Annotated in this window: 18 protein-coding genes; 10 read left to right on the forward strand and 8 right to left on the reverse strand. The window is 65.7% G+C overall.

Annotated elements, in window-relative coordinates:
- Window positions 1-77: 77 nt before the first annotated feature.
- The 4 genes from E3T31_RS17645 (at window position 78) to E3T31_RS04095 (ending at window position 6,034) form a co-directional block, all read left to right on the forward strand.
- Window positions 78-1,997 carry a DUF2207 domain-containing protein gene (locus E3T31_RS17645; protein ID WP_166788380.1) on the forward strand — a complete coding sequence of 640 codons (1,920 nt, stop codon included), beginning with the start codon at window positions 78-80 and terminating at the stop codon, window positions 1,995-1,997.
- Window positions 1,997-2,332 (forward strand): DUF6804 family protein, encoded by a 336-nt coding sequence (locus E3T31_RS04085; protein WP_241977644.1) that lies wholly within the window; start codon window positions 1,997-1,999, stop codon window positions 2,330-2,332. Before E3T31_RS17645 ends, E3T31_RS04085 begins: the two co-directional genes overlap by 1 nt.
- Window positions 2,333-2,652: 320 nt before the next feature.
- Window positions 2,653-4,839, forward strand: coding sequence for a DEAD/DEAH box helicase (locus E3T31_RS04090; RefSeq protein WP_134467602.1), 2,187 nt, complete (start codon window positions 2,653-2,655; stop codon window positions 4,837-4,839).
- A gap of 166 nt (window positions 4,840-5,005) precedes the next feature.
- On the forward strand, window positions 5,006-6,034 hold the full coding sequence (locus E3T31_RS04095) for a 6-phosphofructokinase (RefSeq protein WP_134467603.1): 1,029 nt from the start codon (window positions 5,006-5,008) through the stop codon (window positions 6,032-6,034).
- A 24-nt stretch (window positions 6,035-6,058) separates the two neighbouring features.
- Here the strand turns inward: E3T31_RS04095 and E3T31_RS04100 are convergent, their stop codons facing one another.
- On the reverse strand, window positions 6,059-6,313 hold the full coding sequence (locus E3T31_RS04100; protein ID WP_092450016.1) for a mycoredoxin: 255 nt from the start codon (window positions 6,311-6,313) through the stop codon (window positions 6,059-6,061).
- A 73-nt stretch (window positions 6,314-6,386) separates the two neighbouring features.
- On the opposite strand from E3T31_RS04100, the gene E3T31_RS04105 reads away from it, so the two are divergent.
- From E3T31_RS04105 to E3T31_RS04115, 3 genes are read left to right on the forward strand one after another with little or no spacing between them, the layout of a single operon-like run.
- Complete coding sequence (locus E3T31_RS04105) at window positions 6,387-6,860, forward strand: 8-oxo-dGTP diphosphatase (RefSeq protein ID WP_134467604.1); 474 nt, start codon at window positions 6,387-6,389, stop codon at window positions 6,858-6,860.
- The gene (locus tag E3T31_RS04110; RefSeq protein WP_241977645.1) at window positions 6,853-8,049 is read left to right on the forward strand and encodes an inorganic phosphate transporter; all 1,197 of its coding nucleotides are present in this window, start codon (window positions 6,853-6,855) and stop codon (window positions 8,047-8,049) included. The genes E3T31_RS04105 and E3T31_RS04110 overlap by 8 nt, the downstream gene beginning before the upstream one ends.
- Window positions 8,046-8,378 carry a peptidase gene (locus E3T31_RS04115; RefSeq protein ID WP_134467605.1) on the forward strand — a complete coding sequence of 111 codons (333 nt, stop codon included), beginning with the start codon at window positions 8,046-8,048 and terminating at the stop codon, window positions 8,376-8,378. The genes E3T31_RS04110 and E3T31_RS04115 overlap by 4 nt, the downstream gene beginning before the upstream one ends.
- A gap of 72 nt (window positions 8,379-8,450) precedes the next feature.
- Here the strand turns inward: E3T31_RS04115 and E3T31_RS04120 are convergent, their stop codons facing one another.
- Window positions 8,451-9,728 carry a uracil-xanthine permease family protein gene (locus tag E3T31_RS04120; protein WP_134467606.1) on the reverse strand — a complete coding sequence of 426 codons (1,278 nt, stop codon included), beginning with the start codon at window positions 9,726-9,728 and terminating at the stop codon, window positions 8,451-8,453.
- 68 nt (window positions 9,729-9,796) lie between these two features.
- On the opposite strand from E3T31_RS04120, the gene E3T31_RS04125 reads away from it, so the two are divergent.
- Entirely contained in the window at window positions 9,797-11,350 is a 1,554-nt protein-coding gene (locus tag E3T31_RS04125; RefSeq protein WP_134467607.1) for a carboxylesterase/lipase family protein, read from the forward strand.
- Between the two features lie 63 nt (window positions 11,351-11,413).
- On the forward strand, window positions 11,414-12,898 hold the full coding sequence (locus E3T31_RS04130) for an NCS2 family permease (protein WP_134467608.1): 1,485 nt from the start codon (window positions 11,414-11,416) through the stop codon (window positions 12,896-12,898).
- A 30-nt stretch (window positions 12,899-12,928) separates the two neighbouring features.
- Here the strand turns inward: E3T31_RS04130 and E3T31_RS04135 are convergent, their stop codons facing one another.
- From E3T31_RS04135 to E3T31_RS04155, 5 genes are all read right to left on the reverse strand, one after another.
- The gene (locus E3T31_RS04135; RefSeq protein ID WP_134467609.1) at window positions 12,929-13,663 is read right to left on the reverse strand and encodes a FadR/GntR family transcriptional regulator; all 735 of its coding nucleotides are present in this window, start codon (window positions 13,661-13,663) and stop codon (window positions 12,929-12,931) included.
- Window positions 13,663-14,436, reverse strand: coding sequence for a 3-oxoacyl-ACP reductase (locus E3T31_RS04140; protein ID WP_134467696.1), 774 nt, complete (start codon window positions 14,434-14,436; stop codon window positions 13,663-13,665). Before E3T31_RS04140 ends, E3T31_RS04135 begins: the two co-directional genes overlap by 1 nt.
- Window positions 14,437-14,504: 68 nt before the next feature.
- Window positions 14,505-15,851 (reverse strand): aldehyde dehydrogenase, encoded by a 1,347-nt coding sequence (locus E3T31_RS04145; protein WP_370304289.1) that lies wholly within the window; start codon window positions 15,849-15,851, stop codon window positions 14,505-14,507.
- An 11-nt stretch (window positions 15,852-15,862) separates the two neighbouring features.
- A complete protein-coding gene (locus E3T31_RS04150; RefSeq protein ID WP_198416969.1) occupies window positions 15,863-16,627 on the reverse strand; it encodes a gamma-glutamyl-gamma-aminobutyrate hydrolase family protein in 765 nt (254 codons plus the stop codon).
- Window positions 16,614-17,981: a glutamine synthetase family protein gene (locus E3T31_RS04155; protein ID WP_134467612.1), complete on the reverse strand. Its 1,368-nt coding sequence runs from the start codon at window positions 17,979-17,981 to the stop codon at window positions 16,614-16,616. Before E3T31_RS04155 ends, E3T31_RS04150 begins: the two co-directional genes overlap by 14 nt.
- 266 nt (window positions 17,982-18,247) lie before the next feature.
- Here E3T31_RS04155 and E3T31_RS04160 point away from each other — a divergent pair, with 266 nt between their 5' ends.
- Entirely contained in the window at window positions 18,248-19,792 is a 1,545-nt protein-coding gene (locus E3T31_RS04160) for an amino acid permease (RefSeq protein WP_134467613.1), read from the forward strand.
- Between the two features lie 56 nt (window positions 19,793-19,848).
- Here E3T31_RS04160 and E3T31_RS04165 read toward each other — a convergent pair whose 3' ends face one another.
- Window positions 19,849-20,724, reverse strand: a complete 876-nt coding sequence (locus tag E3T31_RS04165) for a fumarylacetoacetate hydrolase family protein (protein WP_241977647.1) — start codon at window positions 20,722-20,724, stop codon at window positions 19,849-19,851.
- Window positions 20,725-20,729: the final 5 nt, after the last annotated feature.

Genomic DNA, 20,729 nt, shown 5'->3' on the forward strand with positions numbered 1-20,729 from the left:
CTGAACTGTTCGGGACTGAACTGTTCGGGACTGACCCGCGCGGCGGGCGGCTCAGTGCGGCTCGGTAGAGTGGACTCATGCTCCGATCGGTTCGCCCCGCACGTGTCCTGACTCTCGGTGGGCTGGTCGTCGGTGCCGCGATGATCGGTGCTGTCATCGGCGGAGTCGTTCTCGCAGCGGCTCCACCCGCGCAGGCCGCAGTGCCCGCCCTGACCGTTCGTCAGGACGTCAACGACTTCAGCTTTGACTCCTTCGACGCCGAGTATGAACTGGCCCGGGATGACGACGGTCGGTCCACCCTCACGACCGTGGAAACGGTTGTCGCCCGGTTTCCCGACACCGACCAGAACCACGGCATCCGCCGGGCCATCCCCACCCGGTATGAGGGCCACCCCACCGACATCGTGATCGACAGCGTCACCGACGAAAACGGCACGCCGCGTTCGTTCGACACCGACACCACGAGTGAAGACCGTGACCAGGAATTTCTCGACGTGACGATTGCCACCGACGAATTCGTGCACGGCGTAGCGACCTACGTGATCAGTTATCACCAGTCCAACGTGGTCCTGTACCCCTCCGACGCGAACACCGAGGAGTTCTACTGGGACGTCAACGGCACCGGCTGGGACCAGAGCTTCGGCCTGGTGACCGCGACGGTGCGCGTCGATCCGGAGCTGGTGGACCACCTGGCGGCGGACGTGTTCTGCTATCAGGGAGCGGAGCGCACGGACCAGCCGTGTGACGGCATCCGCTTGACCGGATCGGCCGCTGAACCGACCGTGTCGGCGACGGCCACCGATCTGGGGGCGCGGGAGAATCTCACGGTCGTGGTGCAGTTCGAGCCGGGCACCTTCGTGCCCCGCGACGACTCCTTCGCCGCCAACGCCTGGCCGGGCATCGCTCTGGTCGCGGCGATTTTCGGGCTGCTGACGGCGCTCGTCGCCGGAATCCTGCGGGCCACCCGCTGGCGCGCTGCGCCGGGCCGGTTCACCATGATCGCCGAATACCTTCCGCCGCGGGGCGTGAATCTGCTCACCTCCGGTGACGTTGTCGGTGCCGCAGCCAAGGCGATGGCCGCACAATTCATCAGCTTCGCCGTGCGCGGTAACGTGCGCATTCTCGATGCCGACGACAAAAAAAATCACTTTCTGCTGGAATTCGTGCACGCCGACGGCGTCGATGAGACCGAAAGCCGCATTCTCGGCAAACTTTTTCCCGGCTTGCGGCCCGGCGACCAGCGCGACCTGAAGAAGAAGAGCGTTTCGCTCAGTAAGGCCCTGCAGAAGGAACGGCTGGCGACCCGCGCCGAATCGCTGCGGCTGGGCGTAAGGGAAAAGCAAAACGATGGGCTGCGGGTCTGGCTGTTCCTGCTGGTCAGCGTGAGCACCCTGGCCGCCGGAGTGGCGAGTCTCGGGGCCGTCATCACCGTCGTGGGCGGTTTCTGGCCGCTGCTGTTCATCGTGCTGGGCATCACCACCGCGGTGGTCACCTTCGTTTGTGCCGGAAATCTGCGACCGCTCACCGACAGCGGCGCTGAACTGCGTGACTATTTGAAAGGCGTCAAGTTGTATATAGGTCTTGCCGAAGCCGATCGACTTCGTGTTCTGCAGAGTCCGGAGGGGGCCGTGCGGTCGGTCTACCGGCCGGAGAACGGTCGTCCCGATCTGACCAGAGCCACCACCACAGCGGATGCCCCCTCCGTTCAGATCGTGAAACTCTACGAGCGCGTACTGCCGCTGGCCGTCTTGTTCGGCCAGGAGAAGGAATGGTCGAAGGTACTGGGTGGGTATTACGGGGAGAGCGGCACCCAGCCCGACTGGTATTTGGGAACGGGAATGTTCCAGGCCGCGCTGTTCGCCGGTGCTATCAGCAGCTTCTCGGCGTCCTCTGCCGCGTCGTGGTCGGGCAGCGCCTCCAGCTCGTCGACCGCGGGCGGCGGTGGCGGCGGGTTCTCCGGCGGCGGAGGCGGCGGCGGCGGGGGAGGGGGCGTCTGATGGGCACGCCAGTCGAACCGACCTTCACCCGCTCTGCCCTCGCACCGGGTCTGCTGGGGGCGATCGCCCTGCTCGCCGGCCTAGCCCTGCTGGACAGCGAGAGCTTCATCATCATCCGCTACGCCGTCAGCATCCTTGCGCTCATAATCTGCGTCTTCGTGCTGCAGGCGCGGTCCTGGTACTGGCTGATCGGCCTCGTGCCGATGGCGATTCTGTGGAACCCTGTCGTGATTCTCGACCTCAGCGGTCAGGGCTGGGTCTCGGCCCAGTTCATCGCCGCGATCATTTTCATCGCCGTCGGCCTGCGCACCAAGGTGCCGGTTCGCAAGAATTGAACGGGGGCGTAGACTACTAGCGCGTTGAGAGAACCGGGTCAGGTCTCTACTGTGCGCTCGCCGGCGATGGCCGTACTCGTTGAATCAGTACCTGTAGAGGTGCGTGATTCGACGGCACCACCGCTGCGACAGCCTCCGCTTGACCGCGAGTTTTGTGTGAAGATCGCGACCCGTGCTGTGTTTCGTGAATCGTTTGTTCCTGAGAACTCATCAGAACGATTGGCGGGCTGCAGCGTTCCGGCAACAGCTGGATGCCGTGAACGGCTCGCGTGGACGGATACAGCCGGTACCCGTACCGTGCTCCTTTTGAGTGGAGAACAATGGCTTATACCCGCACCGATGCCTCGGGCAGCCGGAACAACCTCGGCCGCGGCGGTGTCACCCGCAATCGGGCCCACCCGCGTTCGCGTGACGACGACGCGCCGATAATCCCGATTCTCGCCCGCAAGGTGCGGGAGGTCGAGGCGAAGGCGCAGTCCGGTACCAAGCTCGGGCCGACCAACCGCACCAAGTATCAGGTCATCGCCCTGCTCATGCGCGAGGAACGCGCCAGGGTCAAGGGCGATAAGGAGCTCTCCGACGCCAATCGGGCCGAGCTGCTCAAACGCCTCGACGGCATTGCCCAGATTCTGGCCAAGACCGCGGCTCGCGATACCAGCCTGATCACCCTGCTCGAACCCGATGCCGGCGTCTCCACCGTCGCGCAGCGTTTTCGCCGGGACTGGCTGCTTGAATCCGGTGCCGAACTGAGTCCGGACGAACTCATCATCACCCGCGAACCCGAAGCCAAACCGGTCGTGCTGCAGAACCAGGTCGTCCCGCAGTCGGTCAAGGCCCGGCAGCTGGCCAACCCGTTCCTCGCCCCCGACTTCAGTGCAGCAGCCCAGCCGATCGTGCACCCACGCCGGCTGGCCAATTGGGAACTACTCGGTCCCCTGTTCAAATCGTTCGAGTACGGTTCGGGCGGCCAGGCCGCCAGCATGGACATGCCGGAAGCCCCCAAGCTTGACCGACTGTCGCCGAACGGCATGGAGCTGATGCGGCACCAGGCACGGTTCATCGAGAGTGCTCGTCTGGGCCACCGCAGCTATCTGCTCGCCGATGAGCCGGGCCTCGGCAAGACGGCGCAGAGCCTGCTGGCAGCATCCGTTGCCAACGCTTACCCGCTGCTGGCCATCGTGCCCAACGTCGTCAAAATGAACTGGGCCCGTGAAGTGGAAATGTGGACGCCGAACCGGCGTGCCACCGTGATCCACGGGGATGGTGACAGCCTGGACGCCTTCGCCGACGTGGTCGTCGTCAACTACGACGTGCTCGACCGGCACCTGGCCTGGCTGGGCACCCTCGGTTTCAAGGGCATGGTCGTCGACGAGGCCCACTTCATCAAGAACCTCGCCTCCCAGCGCTCCAAGCACGTACTCTCGCTGGCCGACCAGATTCGCCGCCGTACCCCGGGCGGCAACCCGCTGCTGATGGCCCTGACCGGAACGCCCCTGATCAACGACGTCGACGACTTTCGGGCCATCTGGCAGTTCCTCGGCTGGATCGACGGCGACAAGCCGGCCCCCGCACTTCTGAAACGCCTCGAAGAGACGGGCCTCACGCCCGCCGACATGGGCTTTTACAAGGAAGCTCGAGCCGCCGTGATCGACATGGGCATCGTGCGTCGCCGCAAGATCGACGTCGCCGCCGACCTGCCGGCCAAGCGCATCGCCGACCTCCCTGTCGAGCTCGACGACGACCTCGGCCGCTCCATCCGCCAGGCCGAACGGGAACTCGGTGCCCGGCTGGTCATCCGGTACCGCGCACTCGTCGCGGCCCGGCACACCGGCTCTGGCGGCCCGGCCGTTCCCGATGAGGACCAGCGGGATGCCTACATTCGCGCCGTCGCGCACGCCGAACTCGAAGATTCCAAGGGCCAGAACACCGGTGAAAACGTATTCACGATGGTGCGCAAAATCGGTCAGGCCAAGGCCGGTCTCGCAGCCGACTACGCGGCCCAGCTGGCCCGGTCGGTCGGTAAGGTCGTGTTCTTCGCCAAGCACATCGATGTCATGGACACCGCGGAGGAGATCTTCGCCAAGCGTGACCTGAAAACGGTGTCGCTGCGCGGCGACCAGAGCGCGCTTGCCCGGCAGGCAGCGATCGACTCCTTCAACAACGACCCCGACGTTGCGATCGCGGTCTGTTCCCTCACCGCGGCTGGCGTCGGCGTCAACCTCCAGGCCGCGTCGAACGTTGTGCTGGCCGAGCTCAGCTGGACCGCGGCCGAGCAGACCCAGGCCATCGACCGGGTGCACCGCATCGGGCAGGATGAGCCGGTCACCGCCTGGCGCATCATCGCCGCGCACACCATCGACGCCCGCATTGCCGACCTGATCGGAAGCAAGCAGGGCCTGGCGGCTCGAGCGCTGGACGGTTCGCAGGAAGAGTACGCCGCGGCCGATTCGGTGCAGGAGAGTGCTCTGATCTACCTGCTCACCCAGGCCCTCGACGGAAAACTATAAGGCCGTGCGCGACGGACCGGGCCGGATGCGATTTGAGCCGTGCCCGGTCAGGCAGCATGATTGTCAAGCGTGCATCGTTGATGCGCTTGTTCTGACATTGATTGGTAGCGCGCGTTGCGTCATGATCAATCGACCGGATTCGCCCAGCTACCAAGATCGGCCAGCAATGAAGATCGGCATCCTTACCAGCGGCGGCGACTGCCCCGGACTCAACGCGGTCATTCGCGGCGCTGTGCTCAAGGGCGTGCGCACGCACGATTTCGAGTTCGTCGGAATTCGCAACGGGTGGCGCGGCCTGGTGCAGAGCGAATTCATGCCGCTCGACCGGCACAGCGTTCGCGGGCTCTCTCGCCAGGGCGGCACCATTTTGGGCAGTTCCCGTACGAACCCGTTCGAGGGTGAGAACGGCGGACCGGAGAACATCCAGCGCACGCTCGATGAGAACGGCATCGACGCCGTGATCGCCATCGGTGGAGAGGGCACGCTCACCGCCGCGCATCGCCTGACCGAGGCTGGCCTCAATATCGTCGGCGTGCCCAAGACCATCGACAACGACCTCGAAGCCACGGACTATTCCTTCGGTTTCAACACGGCCGTCGAAATCGCCACCGAAGCCATCGACCGGCTGCGCACCACCGCCGAATCCCACGGCCGCTGCATGGTGGTCGAGGTGATGGGACGCCACGTCGGGTGGATCGCCCTGCACTCCGGCATGGCCGGCGGCGCCCACGCCATCCTCATTCCGGAACAGCCGAAGTCGATCGAACAGATTTGCAACTGGGTCGAGCACGTGCGCGACCGCGGCCGGGCCCCCGTCATCGTGGTCTCCGAGGGCTTCCTGCTCACAGGGATGGAGGAGGCGCACTCCACCAAGGGGCTGGACGCCTTCAGCCGTCCCCGCCTCGGCGGAATCAGTGAGGTCATCGCGCCGCTGATCGAAGAACGCACCGGCATCGAGAGCCGAGCGACCGTGCTCGGTCACACCCAGCGCGGCGGCGCCCCCTCGGCATACGACCGCGTGCTCGCCACCCGACTCGGCATGGCCGCCGTCGACGCGATCCACAATTCGCAGTGGGGCTCGATGGTGTCACTGCGCGGCACCGAGATCGTCGTCGTGAGCATCGCCGCCGCCACCATCGGTCTCAAGCGCGTCTCACCGGCCCGCTACGACGAGGCCGCCGTACTGTTCGGTTAGCCGCGCGGGCTCGCGCAGGTCAGGTCAGGCGAGTTTGGCCTGAACCTGTGCCAGCGACGGATTCGTCGCCGCTGAGCCGTCGGGGTACAAAATCGTCGGCACGGTTTGGTTGCCGTTGTTGAGGCTCATGACGAGCTCCGACGTGCCGTCAACCCGTTCGATATTCACCTCGGTGTAGCCGATTCCGACGCTGTCGAGCTGCTTCTTCAATCGTTTGCAGTAACCACACCAGTCGGTCGTGAACATGGTGATGGTTCCGGTAGCTGGTAGAAAGTCCATGTTCGGAGCTTATCCGAGCTGCCTCCCAACCAGCTCCACGCGCCTTCGGTTCAACAAGCATTAAGATGAGGCAATGACTTTGCCCCAGGTATGCGTGTGCTACCTCACTCGACTATCTGCCGAAGGCAACCGACAGGTCCTGCTGGGGCGCAAGAAGAAAGGCCTCGGCATGGGAAACATCGTCGGGCTGGGTGGCAAGCTCGAAAGCGGCGAAACCGCAGTGGATGCTGCGGTGCGCGAAATCGAGGAGGAGTCGGGTCTCGTGGTGGCGGCATCCGCTCTCACCGAACTGGGGCTGCTCACCTACCTGTTTCCCCACCGCGAGGAGTGGAGCCAGGAGTCGACCGTCTTCGTCTGCGAGGAGTGGTCGGGAACACCGCGGGAATCCAACGAGCTGAACCCCCTCTGGTTCGACGTGGCGACCCTGCCGGTCGATGAGATGTGGGATGACGCCCGCCATTGGCTGCCCGGTGTTCTCAATGGTGTGTCCGTACGCGCCACTTTCACCTTCGGCGCCGACCTGGAGAGCGTGGTGTCCCGTGCCTGATTTCAGCCTCATTATCGTGCTGGTCATCGCCCTGGCCCTCATCTTCGACTTCACCAACGGCTTTCACGACACGGCGAACGCCATGGCCACCCCGATCGCGACCGGTGCCATGAAACCCAAGGTCGCCGTCGGTGTCGCTGCGATTCTCAACCTGGTCGGGGCATTCCTGTCGACCGAGGTCGCCCGCACAATCTCGGGCGGCATCATCAAGGAGGGCGACGGCGGGGTGCTGATCACCCCCGAGCTGATCTTCGCCGGTCTGATCGGCGCAATTGTCTGGAACCTGGTCACCTGGCTAATGGGGCTGCCGTCGAGCTCCAGCCATGCCCTGTTCGGCGGTCTGATCGGCGCCACCATCATCGGTGTCGGCACCCAGGCCATCGACTACAACGTTGTCGCCGCGAAGGTCATTCTGCCCGCCCTGATCGCGCCCGTGATCGCCGGCGTCATCGCCCTCGTCGCCACCCGCCTCGCCTATAGGATCACTCGCCGGGACGTCGGTCAGCCCGACGGGCGCGGCGGCTTTCGCTACGCGCAAATCTTCTCCTCCTCGCTCGTAGCTCTGGCCCACGGTACCAACGATGCGCAGAAGACGATGGGCGTGATTACCCTGACCCTGATCGCCGGTGGATTTCAGGCCGTTGGCAGCGGGCCAACGTTCTGGGTGATCGCCGCCTGCGCGCTGGCGATCGCGATCGGCACCTACACCGGCGGCTGGCGCATCATCCGAACCATGGGTACCGGATTGACCGAGATCAAGCCAGCGCAGGGCTTTGCCGCCGAAACCAGCACCGCCGCGACCGTCCTGGCCTCGAGCCACCTCGGCTTCGCACTCTCCACCACCCAGGTCGCCTCCGGTTCGGTGATCGGCTCCGGGCTCGGCCGCCGTGGCTCGACGATTCGCTGGGGCATGGCCGGGCGCATCGCGCTCGGCTGGGCTATGACGTTGCCGGCCTCGGCCATCATGGGTGCTTTCGCGGCCGGGCTGGCCTTGCTCGGCCCGATCGGCATCGTGCTGGACATGGTAATTGGCACCATCGTGATCATGGCCCTGTTCCGCTGGTCTCGGCGCAATCGGGTCACTCACCACACTCTGCTCAACGACATCGATGATGCCGGCCGGGTGGTCAGGATCAGGAAAACGCCGCGTCGCCCCACTCGTTCCGACCGCAGGAAGGTGTCGCTGTGATCGACTGGGCGGCTTTCCTCATCGTCTCCACTGCGTCGCTCGTCTCGGCGGCACTGGTGGTGAGCCTCTACTCGCTCGGTCTGCGCCTGCTCACCACGGCCGGCCGCATCCCCCTGGTCGAGCCGTACGAGTTCACCGGCGCGATTACCGTGCTGAGCCCCAAGAAGGCCTCGAAGCAGGTCAAGCGAGCGCGCAAGGCTGCCGCGGCGAACCCGCTGTCGGATGCCCAGAAGCGGTTGGCCCTCTACGCCGGCTACGTCTGTTTCACCCTGTGCGCGGCCGCCGTGCTCTACGGCGTTTACCTGATCGTGCCCGTCCTGCACATCTAACTCTGCACGCGTAACCTGTGCACGCGCAGCCCCTGCAATTCGGTCGGGGCCTGGGCCCCGATTTCAGGGGCGCTAGGCGGTCTGGCGCAGGCGCCCGAGCCAGGTCATCAGGTGGTAGATCACGATGGCCGCGACCGTGCCGAGCGCGATGCCGTTGAAGCTGAGGGTGCCGGCGTTCAGCGTGAAGTCGGCGATGCCGATAATGAGCGCTGTCGCCGCCGTGAACTGGTTGACCGGCTTGGAGAAGTCGACCTTGTTGTCGAGCCAGATCTTCACGCCGATGACGCCGATCAGCCCGTACAGCGCGGTGGTGACGCCGCCGAGCACCCCGTCGGGAATCGTGAAGATGATCGCACCGACCTTGGGGGAGAGACCGAGCAGGATCGCGAAGATTCCGGCGACCCAATAGGCCGCCGTGGAATAAATGCGCGTCGCCGCCATCACGCCGATGTTCTCGCCGTAGGTCGTGGTGCCGCTGCCGCCGCCGAAGCCGGCGAGCATGGTGGCCAGCCCGTCGGCGAGCAGGGCGCGCCCGGTGAGCCGGTTCACCTTCGCATCCGTCATTTGGGCCACACCCTTGATGTGGCCGACGTTCTCGGCGATGAGTACGAGCACGACCGGCAGGAAGGCGGGAAGCACCCCGAACACGGCGGCCGGGTTCTCGAACGGGTTGGCCGGGGCGGTGAACGGCGGCAGGCCGATCCAGGCGGCCTCGGCGACCCGGCTGAAGTCGACCTCGCCGAAGAAGACGGCCGCGACGTAGCCGACGAGCACGCCGAGAAAGATCGACAGCCGACCCAGGATGCCGCGAAACAGCACCGTGCACAAAATGACCGCGACGAGGGTGATCAGCGCGGTGAGCGGTGCCTTGTCGAAGTTGGCTTTGTCGACCGGGGCCAGGTTGAACCCGATCAGGGCGACAATGGCGCCCGACACGATCGGCGGCATCAGCCGGTCGATCCAGCCGGTGCCGGTGAGCTGCACGATCACCCCGACGAGCGCGAGCAGCGCTCCGACGACCAAAATTCCGAACAGGGCACTGCCCATGCCGGCCGAGGCCGTTGCCGCGGTGATCGGCGCGATGAACGCGAACGATGAGCCGAGATAACTCGGCAGTTTATTGCCGGTGATCAGCAGAAACAGCAGGGTTCCAATACCGGAGAACAGCAAAGTCGTGCTGGGCGGAAAGTCGGTGAGCAGCGGCACCAGAAAGGTTGCGCCGAACATGGCGACGACGTGCTGGGAGCCGATTCCGATGGTCAACGGCCAGCTCAGTCGTTCGCCCGGGCCGACGACCTCCTGCGCGCCGACCGTTTTTCCGTCACCGTGCAGGGTCCAGGGCAGTGCCATGTCGTTCTCGTTTCTTCTGTTCCGTGATCAGGTTTGAGCGTAGCCTGCGCAGCAATAGACTCGAGCCCATGAGCCAGCTCGCTGATCAGACCACCAATCAGGGTCTCGAGGTGCGAGTGGCCACCGGACTGCTCCGCGGCGTGCGTGAACGCGGCGTGCTCGCCTGGCGCGGCATTCCCTACGCGGCGGCTCCGGTGGGCGATCTGCGCTTTCGCGCCCCGCGGCCAGCCTCGGCCTGGACCGGCGTGCGCGACGCGAGCCAGTGGGGCCTGATCGCCCCGCAAAGCCACAAGGGCCAGTTTCGCGGCGCCCACCCGCGCATTCCGCAGGGCGAAGACTGCCTCAATCTCAACGTGATCGCCCCCGATGACCGGTTGCGCTCCGGCGCGCAACTGCGACCGGTCATGGTGTTCATCCATGGCGGGGCCTACAGCGTCGGATCCAGCCGCGAGGTTCCGCGCCAGGGTGAGGGACTGGTACGCGGCGGTGGTATCGTCTACGTCAGCCTCAACTACCGACTGGGCGCCCTCGGGTATCTGGACTTTTCCCGGTTTGCCACGCCGGAGCATCCGTTTGAGAGCAATTTGGGACTGCGCGACCAGGTCGCAGCCCTGCGGTGGGTGCGGGACAACATTCGCGCGTTCGGCGGGGACCCGGATGCCGTCACCCTGTTCGGCGAGTCGGCCGGCGGCAATGCCGTCACCACGTTGATGACGGTGCCGAGCGCGGCCGGCCTGTTCCACCGGGCCATCGCGCAGAGCGCTCCGCCGAACGCGGTCTATCCGAGTGAGCTCACCGCGCGCTGGGCTGGCGAATTCGTGGACAGCCTGCAGCGCGGCCCCGCAGATTACAGCGACGAACAAGCGGCCAGCCTGCTGCTCACCGTTAACCCGGACGTGCTCGCCGCCGCGACCACCGCGCTGACCGTGCGTACGCCGGACCAGGATCCGGGCACGATTCCGCTCTGCCCGGTCATCGACGGCGATTTTCTGCCGGAGCGGCCGCTCGATGCCTTTCGTGACGGCCGGGCCGCGCGCATCCCGTTGATCATCGGCACCAATGCGCGGGAGGGTTCGCTGTTCAGCGGTCGCATCGACATTCTCGCCACCACGCCGGCGCGCATCCGCACAATCTTCAAGAAAACCAAGAAGAAGGCGAAGAAGGCGCTCAAGGCACAGTATCCGGGCATTCCGGCGTTGCGGGCCGCGCTCGATTTTGGGGGTGACTACTCCTTCTGGTATCCGAGCGTGAAGGTCGCCGAGCGGCATTCCCGGTATGCGCCGGTGTACTTCTACCGCTTCGATGCTGCTCCCCGCCTGCTGCGGCTGATGGGCCTCGACGCCACGCACGGCCTCGAACTGTTTCCACTGTTCGACCGCCTCGATGGCTGGTTCGGCCGCGGCATGACGGCCCTCGGTGGGCGCCGCGCCTTTCAGGACATTGGAACCAGAATGCAGGGCTGGTGGCTCGGCTTCGTGCTCGACGGGGTGCCATCGTCCGAGTGGCCGCGGTATGAAGAGGGTGCCAGAGAGACGCTCATCATCGATCGGGACGACACGATCGAATCCGACCCGCACCGGGAACGACGTTTGGCCTGGGGTCGGTTTGTGCCGCACGTCTAAGCCAGCGGCGGCCCGGTCGTAGACTGGAACCTTGCGTTAGAGCCACGGCACCGGGAGTACACCATTAGCAGCACTGAATCACCCACTCAAGTTTCATCGCCGCAGCCGGCATCGCGTAGCCTCAAGGCCCGCATCGACTCCTATTTTGAGATCACCAGCCGCGGCTCCACCTGGTCCCGTGAATTCCGCGGGGGAGTCGTCACCTTCGTCACGATGGCCTACATCGTCATTCTGAACCCACTAATTCTCGGCGGGTTCAGCGCCGACCAGGCCGCCGTCGACGTCGAGGGTGGCTGGCTGCCCAACGAGCAGGTCGCCGCCGTCACCGCGCTGACCGCCGGCGTCATGACCATCCTGTTCGGCGTCATTGCCCGCCTGCCCTACGGCTTCGCTGCCGGCCTCGGCATCAACTCCTTCCTCGCCGTGAGCGTCGTCGGCCAGGTCACCTGGGCCGAAGCGATGGGCCTAGTCGTCATCAACGGCCTCATCATCGTGCTGCTCGCCTCCACCGGCCTGCGCGAACTCATCTTCAACGCCATCCCGCGCCCTCTGAAAATCGCCATCACGGTCGGCATCGGCCTGTTTATCGCGTTCATCGGACTGGTCGACTCCGGCTTCGTGCGCGCCAGCGGCGCCAACTCGCCGCCGGTGCAGCTCGGCGATGCCGGCTCGATCGCCACCCTGCCGACCGCGGTCTTCGTGATCGGGCTCATCTTTATGGGCGTGCTGCTGGCCCGCAAGGTCAAGGCCGCCCTGCTGATCGGCATCGTCGCGACCACCATCGTCGCCGTCATCCTGGAAGCCATCTTCAAGGTCGGGCCTTCGTTCGGTACGAACCCGGCCGGCTGGAACCTCAACGCCCCGGTGCTGCCGACGAGCGTCGTCGCCGTGCCTGACCTCGGCCTGATCGGCGAGGTCTCCTTCGGCGCGTTCGAACGCATCGGCATGCTCGCCGCCGTGATGCTGGTCTTCACCCTCGTCTTCACGAACTTCTTCGACGCCATGGGCACCATGACCGGCCTGGCCAGTGAAGCCGGCCTCGCCGACAAGGACGGCAAGTTTCCGCGGCTGAAATCCGCCCTGATCGTCGAGGGCATCGGGGCCGTCGCCGGCGGTGCGACGAGCGCCTCCTCGAACACCGTGTTCATCGAGTCCGGTGCCGGCATCGGCGAGGGAGCCCGCACCGGCGTCGCCAACGTGATCACCGGCATCCTCTTTCTGGCCGCCATGTTCTTCACGCCGCTGACCCAGATCGTGCCACTCGAGGTGGCCGCAGCCGCCCTCGTCATCGTCGGAGCGCTCATGGTGTCGCAGATTCGGCACCTCGACTTCACCGAATTCTCCAGCACCCTGCCGATCTTCCTCACCATCATCGTGATGCCGCTGACCTACTCGATCGCCAACGGCATCGGCGCCGGCTTCATCAGCTGGGTGCTCGTGCGCAGCCTGTCCGGCAAGGCGCGTGAGATCAGCCCGCTGCTCTGGGTCGTCGCCGTCGGCTTCGTGCTCTACTTCGTGCGCGGCCCGGTCGAGCTGCTCATCGGCTGAGTTATCCGACAAGCGGATGCCGCGGCGCGGCTACTCGAGAAAGCCGCGCAGCAGCAGCGCTGTCCCGGTCAAATGCTCACGCATCGCTTGGCCGGCGGCACCTGCCCGACCGGACAGGATCGCCAGCACAATCTGTTCGTGCTGCGCGTCGGAGTGGGCGATATTCGGGCTCAGCAACGGGATGGCGTCGAGCAGATCGTTGACCCGCATCCGCACGTCGGCCAGCAGCGGCACGAGCGACGGCGACCCGGCCAACTCCCCGATATAAAGGTGCAGGCGAGCATCGAGCCTTCGGTAGTCCTCGGCGCTGGCTTCCCGCACCGCACCGAGGCTGGCCCAGAGCAGTTCGCGCTCCGCCGCCGGCAGCACCCGGCTGGCGGCGGCCCGGGCGGCGCCGACCTCGAGAATGTCGCGCAGCGTCAGCACATCGTCGATTTCGGCGGAACCGGGCGCCGGCGCGGCACCGTCGGGGCCGGGCGAAGCGGGAATTACCGCGGTGACGAAGGTGCCGCCGTAGCGTCCACGCCGGGACACCAGATAGCCAGCCTCGGCGAGGGAGGCGATCGCGTCGCGCAGCGTGTCCCGGCTGACGTTCAACTGCGCGGCCAAATCCCGTTCGGCGGGCAACCGTTCCCCGGGCGCGACCAAGCCCAGTCGCACCGTCTGCAGCAGCCGCTGCACGGTCTCCTCGAAGGCGTTCCCGCCCGGCACCGGGCGCAGCAGCAGACCGCTGTCGAGGCCACTGACTACGGGCGGGTCGGCCATTATTCTGGGGTGACGTAGGCCGAGCTGATACCGCCGTCGACCAGAAAGGTCGAGCCGGTGATGAACGAGGAATCATCGCTCGCCAGAAAGGCCACCGCTGCCGCGAGTTCCTCGGGCTCGGCGAACCGGCCGACCGGAATATGCACGAGCCGCCTTGCGGCACGTGCCGGGTCTTTCGCGAACAACTCCTGCAACAGCGGAGTGTTCACCGGGCCGGGGCAGAGCGCGTTCACCCGAATGCCCTGGCGGGCGAACTGCACGCCGAGTTCACGGCTCATCGCCAGTACCCCGCCCTTCGAGGCGGTGTAGGAGATCTGGCTCGTCGCCGAACCCAGCACCGCCACGAAACTCGCCGTGTTGATGATCGATCCGCTGCCCTGCCTGACCATGTGGCGAAGCGCCGCCCGGCAGCACAGATACACCGACTTGAGGTTGACGTCCTGCACGTTCTGCCAGGCCGGCAGCTCGGTTGTTTCAATAGAATCGTCGTTGGGCGGGGAAATACCGGCGTTGTTGAACGCCACATCCACCGAGCCGTAGGTATCGAAGGCGGTGTCGAACAGGTGGTTCACCTCCTCCTGATCGGTGACGTTGACCTTCACGAACAGCCCGCCGACCAGCGCGGCGGCCGCCTGCCCGGCGGTTTCGTCGAGGTCGCCGATCACGACCGTCGCCCCCTCGGCGGCAAACCGTTTCGCCGTGGCCAGCCCGATACCGCTGGCCCCGCCGGTGATGACGGCGACCTTGCCGGCCAGACGCTGGGTCAGGTCCATTCGAGCGATGCTGCTCACGATTTTCTCCTTCAATCTCAGACAAGCGGATGCTTCGCGCGGGTGCTGCGCTAGTCGACCGCGATGAAAACGTTCTTGGTATCGGTGAAGTTCAGCGGGGCATCCGGCCCCAGCTCACGTCCGAGCCCCGACTGCTTGAACCCGCCAAACGGGGTTGAGTAGCGCACCGAGGAGTGCGAGTTGACCGACAGATTGCCGGATTCGACACCGCGCGCCACGCGAAGGGCCCGGCCGACATCGCGGGTCCAGATCGAGCCGGACAGCCCGTACTGGGTGTCGTTGGCCAGTCGCACCGCGTCGGCTTCGTCATCGAAGGGCAGCACCACCACGACCGGGCCGAAGATCTCGTCGGTGACACAGCGATCGGTGCGGCTTGCCGGGGTGAGCACGGTTGGTGCGACCCAGAATCCGGGGCCGGTCGGGGCGTGGCCGCGAAACGCCACCGGAGCATCCACTGGCAGATAGGCGGACACCGCGGCGTGATGCTGGCGGGACACGAGCGGTCCCATTTCGGTGGCCGGGTCGGTCGGGTCGCCGACCTGCACCGCGGCGACGGCCGGTTCGAGCAGCTCCAGAAAGCGGTCGAACTGGCTCGCCTGCACCAGGATGCGGCTGCGGGCGCAGCAATCCTGGCCGGCGTTCTCGAACACGCCGGACGGCGCGGCGGCGGCGGCCCGTTCGAGGTCGGCGTCGGCGAAGACAATGTTGGCGCTCTTGCCGCCGAGTTCCAGGGTGACGCGTTTCACCTGCTCCGCGCAGCCGGCCATGATCTGCTTGCCGACTGCGGTCGATCCGGTGAAGACGATTTTGCGTACGTCGGGGTGGGTGACGAAGCGGTTTCCGACGACGGAACCGCGCCCGGGCAGCACCTGGAACAGCCCATCGGGCAGTCCGGCTTCGAGGGCCAGTTCACCGAGCCGCAGGCTGGAGAGCGGGGTCCACTCGGCCGGTTTCAGCAGCACGGCGTTGCCGGCCGCGAGGGCCGGCGCGAAACCCCACGCACCGATCGTCATCGGAAAGTTCCACGGCGTGATCACTCCCACCACGCCGAGCGGCTCGTGAAAGGTGAGGTTGATGCCGCCGGAGACCGGAATCTGCTGTCCGAACAGGCGCTCGGGTGCCGCCGAATAATACTCGAGCACGTCGCGCACGTGCCCGGCCTCCCAACGGGCCTGCGTGATCGGATGCCCCGAGTTGCGCACCTCGAGGCCGGCCAGGTTCTCTCGGTCGCCGTCGACAGCGGCGGCGAATCGGCGCAGCATTCGGGCCTTGTCGGCCGGAGCCACGGCCGCCCACAGCTTCTGGGCCGCGACCGCCCGGGCGACGGCCTCGTCGGTTTCGTCCACACCGACGTGCTCGATGGTCTCGGCGGTCGACTCGTCGGCCGGATTGACGATGGTGTAACTGCTCACGGGGTTGCTCCTTCAATGTGGGCCGCCCGGTATTCGGTGGCGGCTGCAATGAGCCCGCTGAACAGGCGCAGGTCATCGGGCGACTGCTCCGGATGCCACTGCACGGCCACCCCGAACGGAACCGTAGGCAGTTCGATCGCCTGCACGATGCCGGCATCCGTATTCGCCGTCACCGTGAGGCCGTCGGCGACCCGGTCGATGGACTGGTGGTGATACACCGGCACCGCCGGCAGCAGGGTCTGGCCATCGAGCAGTGTGCTGAGGGTCGTGTGCGGTTCGATCACGACGTCGACGACGTTGAACACGCCGCCGCCCGCCTGGTAGCTGGTGTCGCCGACCAGATCGGGCAGATGCTGGTGCAGACTGCCGCCGAGGGCGACGTTGAGCAGTTGGGCGCCGCGACAGATGCCCAGAAACGGAAGTTTGCGGGCGATGGCCTCGTGCAGCAGCAGATCTTCCCAGGTGTCGCGGTCGGGCCGGGGTTCGTCGGTCTGTGCGTGCGGCGCCTGCCCGTACCGGGCCGGGTCGACGTCTTTGCCGCCGGTGATGATCAGGCCGTCGAGCCCGTCGAGCACCCGCCGGGCGACGGCGGCATTCACCGGCTGCGGCGGCAGCAGTACGGCGATCCCGCCGGCGCTCGTGACCGCATCGAAGTACACCCGCGGCAGGATCGCGGCCGGCACGTCCCACACCCCGGTCTGGGCCTGTTCCAGATAGGTGGTCAGACCGATAATCGGTCCGGGAGTTTCAGAGGCGTTCAAAGCCGCGCACCCGCTCCCAATCAGTCACGGCGGCGTCGAAGGCCGTCACCTCGATGCGGGCGTTGTTGGCGTAGTGCTCGACGACCTCGTCGCCGAAGGCCTCCCGGGCGATAGCCGACCCGGTGAACAGGTCGGCCGCTTCGCGCAGGGTCGAGGGCACCCGCGGCAGGTCGCTGGTGTAGGCGTTGCCTTCGAAGGCCGGCTCCAGTTCGAGCTCGTGCTCGATGCCGTAGAGACCGGCCGCGATCAGGGCGGCGACGGCGAGATACTGGTTGACGTCGCCGCCGGGCACCCGGTTCTCCACCCGGATACCTGGGCCATGCCCGACCACGCGCAGGGCACAGGTGCGGTTGTCGAAGCCCCAGCCGAGCGCGGTCGGGGCGAAACTACCGGGCACGTAGCGCTTATAGGAGTTGATATTGGGGGCAAAAAAGAGGGTGAGTTCGCGCATCACCGCGAGCTGTCCGGCCACAAACTGTCGGAACACGGGCGACATGCCGTTCTCGGCATCCGCTTGATAAAACGCTGATTCGCCGCCGGGGCGCTGCAGACTGATATGGATATGGCAGCTGTTGCCCTCGCGCTCGTTGTACTTGGCCATGAAGGTGATGCTCTTGCCCTGTGCATCCGCGATCTCTTTGGCACCGCTCTTATAGATGGAGTGGTTGTCGCAGGTGGCCAGGGCCGTGGCGTAGCGAAACCCGATCTCCTGCTGACCGAGGTTGCACTCACCCTTGACGCCCTCGCAATACATTCCGGCGCCGTCCATGGCCAGACGGATCTCCCGCAGCAACGGCTCCATTCGAGCGGATGCCTGCAGCGAGTAGTCGATGTTGTAATCGCTGGCCGGGGTCAGGCCCCGATAGCCCTTCTGCCAGGCATCGCGGTAGCCATCGTCGAACACGATGAATTCCAGCTCGGTCGCGCAAAAGGGGAGGAAGCCGTGTGCGGCCAGCCGGTCGAGCTGCCGGCGCAGAATCTGCCGCGGCGAGGCGACCACGGGGGTGTCGTCCGGCCAGTACAGGTCGGCGGTGACCAGGGCGGTTCCGGGCAGCCACGGAGCCAGACGGAGGGTGTCAAGGTCGGGCCGCATCGCCATATCGCCGTAGCCGCGGCCCCAGCTCGACATGGCGTAACCCTCGACCGTGTTCATCTCCACGTCGACGGCGAGCAGATAGTTGCAGCACTCAGCACCGTGCGCCGCGGCATCCTCCAGGAACAGCCGTGCCGAGAGACGCTTGCCCACCAGCCGCCCCTGCATGTCGGTGAACGCGACGATCACCGTATCGATCTCGCCACGCGCAACCCGCGCGGTCAGCTCGTCCAAGGTGAGGTTTCCGGTACGGGTGATCATTGAGCTTCTCCTTGGAGCCGGTCAAACGAAACGAGTCGGTCAAAGCCGGCAATCGTGCGATTTTCAACCATTAGACCACAGACCCAGCCGTGCAGGGAAGGCCAATGTGCCTACACTGAGCAGATTTCATTTATTCAAAGGTATATACACCGCACCATTCCAGGCCATACCATCGTGCCAATCTCACTGAACTAGTGCTCACCGGCCGAAGGTGTTTCGCGTCTGTTTACCGACCGGGCGCGCACAAGAGCGCAAAGGAAATACGGATGTCCAAAGACACCTTGAAAGTTTCGGGCGTGAAATACACCACCGCGAAGGCGGGATACTTCGAGAAACGCAAGCTCAAACGCAGTGCCGGCATTTGGGGCCTATGGGGATTGGCGGTGGCCGCCGTTATCTCCGGCGACTTCTCCGGCTGGAACTTCGGCATCGGATTTGCCGGTTTCGGCGGGATGCTCATCGCCTTCCTGCTTCTCATCGTCATGTATTACGGCATGATTTTCAGCATCGGCGAGATGGCGGCAGCCATGCCGCACACCGGCGGTGCCTACTCCTTCGCCAGAGCGGCGATGGGGCCCTTGGGCGGATTCGTCACGGGACTCGCAGAAACAATCGAGTACGTCGCGACCACCGCCGTCATCGTCTACTTCTCGGCCTCCTACGCCGACTTCATCACCACGGAACTGCTCGGCGTCTCACTGCCGCCCTGGCTCTGGTGGTTGCTGCTCTACGCCGCGTTCATCGCACTAAACGCTGCCGGGGCCGCGATCTCGTTCAAATTCGCCATCGTGGTCGCGATCATTTCGATCGCCATCCTGCTGGTGTTCTCGGCCATGGCCGCCCTCTCCGGCCTGTTCAGCTGGGACAACCTGTTCAATATCGCGCCGGATGTCGGCCAGAGCGCGTTCCTGCCGCACGGCATCATCCCCATCCTGTTCGCCCTGCCCTATGCCATGTGGTTCTTCCTCGGCATCGAGGAACTGCCGTTGGCCGCCGAAGAATCGCACAATCCGGTGCGGGATATTCCCCGGGCCGGATTCATTGCTCGCTCGACCCTGATCGTGACCGGGTTGCTCGTGCTGTTCCTGAACACGGGAGTGGTTGGTGCGTCGGAAATTGCCGGTTCGGGCGAGCCGTTGCTCGACGGGTTCCGGGCGATCGTCGGCGACGGCGTGGCGGCCGTGCTGGCACTGTTCGCGTTGATCGGGCTGCTGGCGTCGCTGCAGGGGATCATGTTCGCCTACGGACGCAATATGTATTCGCTCTCCCGAGCGGGCTACTATCCGAAGTTCCTCTCGCTCACCGGAAAACGCCAAACCCCGGCCATCGCCCTGCTGGTCGGTGCGATCATCGGCTTCGTGGCACTCGTGCTGGTCGACGCGCTGGGCGGCTCCGGCGGCGTCGCTGGGGCCATCGTGCTGAACATCGCCGTCTGGGGCGCCGTGATCGCCTACGTGCTGCAGATGGTGTCGTTCGTTCTGTTGCGCAAGAAGTTCCCCAATGCCCGCCGACCGTACCGCAGTCCGTGGGGTGTCCCCGGAGCGGTCATCGCCGGCATCCTCTCGCTGGCCATCTTCTTCGGGTTCTTCATCAATGAACCGGCTCGGCCGGCGATCGTGGCCATCGCCGTGGTCTACGTCGTCATGCTCGCGGCCTTTGCACTGTGGGGGCGCAAGCGCCTCGTGCTCTCACCCGAGGAGGAATACGCGGTGTCCGGCGGGTTACACCGCGACCCGCAGCAGGAAGGCTACGGCGGCACCGTCGAAGACGACCTCCTCGCCAGCGACGGTCGTGACGCGCCACGCCCCTGACCGGTCGGTGAACCGAGCGGCGGCATCCGCTTTCTCGAGCGGATGCCTGCGGGCGGCTAAATCTCGCGGCAGTGCGTCGTGAGCATGCCGATCTTGTCGATCGAGATGGTCACCGTCGAGCCGTCGCGCAGAAAGATGGGAGGCTTGCGGCTGTACCCGGCGCCGCCCGGGCTCCCGGTGGAGATAAGCGTGCCCGGCAGCAGGGTCGACGTCTTCGACAGGTAGGAAATGATCTCGGCGACGGTGCGCACCATGTCGCCGCTCGAGGCATCCTGCAGGATGCGGCCGTCGACGTGGGTGGTCAGCCACAGGTCCTGCGGGTCACCGATCTCGTCGGCGGTGACGACGAGCGGGCCGGTCGGGGTGAAGCCGTCGAAGGACTTGCAGCGCGACCACTGCGCTTCGGAGAATTGCAGGTCGCGCGCGGTGATGTCGTTCACGACGGTGTAACCGAAGACGTAGTCGAGGGCGTTGGCGACCGTCACGTTGCGGGCCGGACGGCCGATGATCACGCCGAGTTCCGCCTCGTAGTCGACCTGTTTGGTCAGGTCGCGCGGCCAGGTGATGGTCGAGCCGTGTCCGGTGAGCGAGTTGGGCCAGAGCGAAAACACGGTCGCGGCGGTTTCGAGGCGCAAGCTGAGCTCGGAGGAGTGCGCGGCGTAGTTGGCGCCGATGGCGATAATCTGCGGCGGGCGCAGCACGGCGGAGGAGTGCCGCAGCTCGTCGACCGGGGTCAGTACCGCCCCACCTGAAACAGCGTCCAGGCTGATCGCCCGCACGTGTTCGTAGCCGGCATCGCCGCGTTCCAGCAGGTCTTGCAGGTCGCGCGGCGCGTCGTCCATGACGTCGTCGAGGAACAGAGCCGCGTCGTCAAAGACCACGGCCAATCGGGGAACGGAATGACCGTCAACTCTGAGATGCGCAAATTTCACTCTTC

Source organism: Cryobacterium sp. TMS1-13-1 (genome assembly GCF_004403125.1).
Lineage (GTDB): Bacteria > Actinomycetota > Actinomycetes > Actinomycetales > Microbacteriaceae > Cryobacterium > Cryobacterium levicorallinum.

Coding starts and splice junctions, on each gene's coding strand:
- E3T31_RS17645 (WP_166788380.1), top strand. CDS start 78: ATGCTCCGATCGGTTCGCCCCGCACGTGTCCTGACTCTCGGTGGGCTG.
- E3T31_RS04085 (WP_241977644.1), top strand. CDS start 1,997: ATGGGCACGCCAGTCGAACCGACCTTCACCCGCTCTGCCCTCGCACCG.
- E3T31_RS04090 (WP_134467602.1), top strand. CDS start 2,653: ATGGCTTATACCCGCACCGATGCCTCGGGCAGCCGGAACAACCTCGGC.
- E3T31_RS04095 (WP_134467603.1), top strand. CDS start 5,006: ATGAAGATCGGCATCCTTACCAGCGGCGGCGACTGCCCCGGACTCAAC.
- E3T31_RS04100 (WP_092450016.1), bottom strand. CDS start 6,313: ATGGACTTTCTACCAGCTACCGGAACCATCACCATGTTCACGACCGAC.
- E3T31_RS04105 (WP_134467604.1), top strand. CDS start 6,387: ATGACTTTGCCCCAGGTATGCGTGTGCTACCTCACTCGACTATCTGCC.
- E3T31_RS04120 (WP_134467606.1), bottom strand. CDS start 9,728: ATGGCACTGCCCTGGACCCTGCACGGTGACGGAAAAACGGTCGGCGCG.
- E3T31_RS04125 (WP_134467607.1), top strand. CDS start 9,797: ATGAGCCAGCTCGCTGATCAGACCACCAATCAGGGTCTCGAGGTGCGA.
- E3T31_RS04135 (WP_134467609.1), bottom strand. CDS start 13,663: ATGGCCGACCCGCCCGTAGTCAGTGGCCTCGACAGCGGTCTGCTGCTG.
- E3T31_RS04140 (WP_134467696.1), bottom strand. CDS start 14,436: ATGGACCTGACCCAGCGTCTGGCCGGCAAGGTCGCCGTCATCACCGGC.
- E3T31_RS04155 (WP_134467612.1), bottom strand. CDS start 17,981: ATGATCACCCGTACCGGAAACCTCACCTTGGACGAGCTGACCGCGCGG.
- E3T31_RS04160 (WP_134467613.1), top strand. CDS start 18,248: ATGTCCAAAGACACCTTGAAAGTTTCGGGCGTGAAATACACCACCGCG.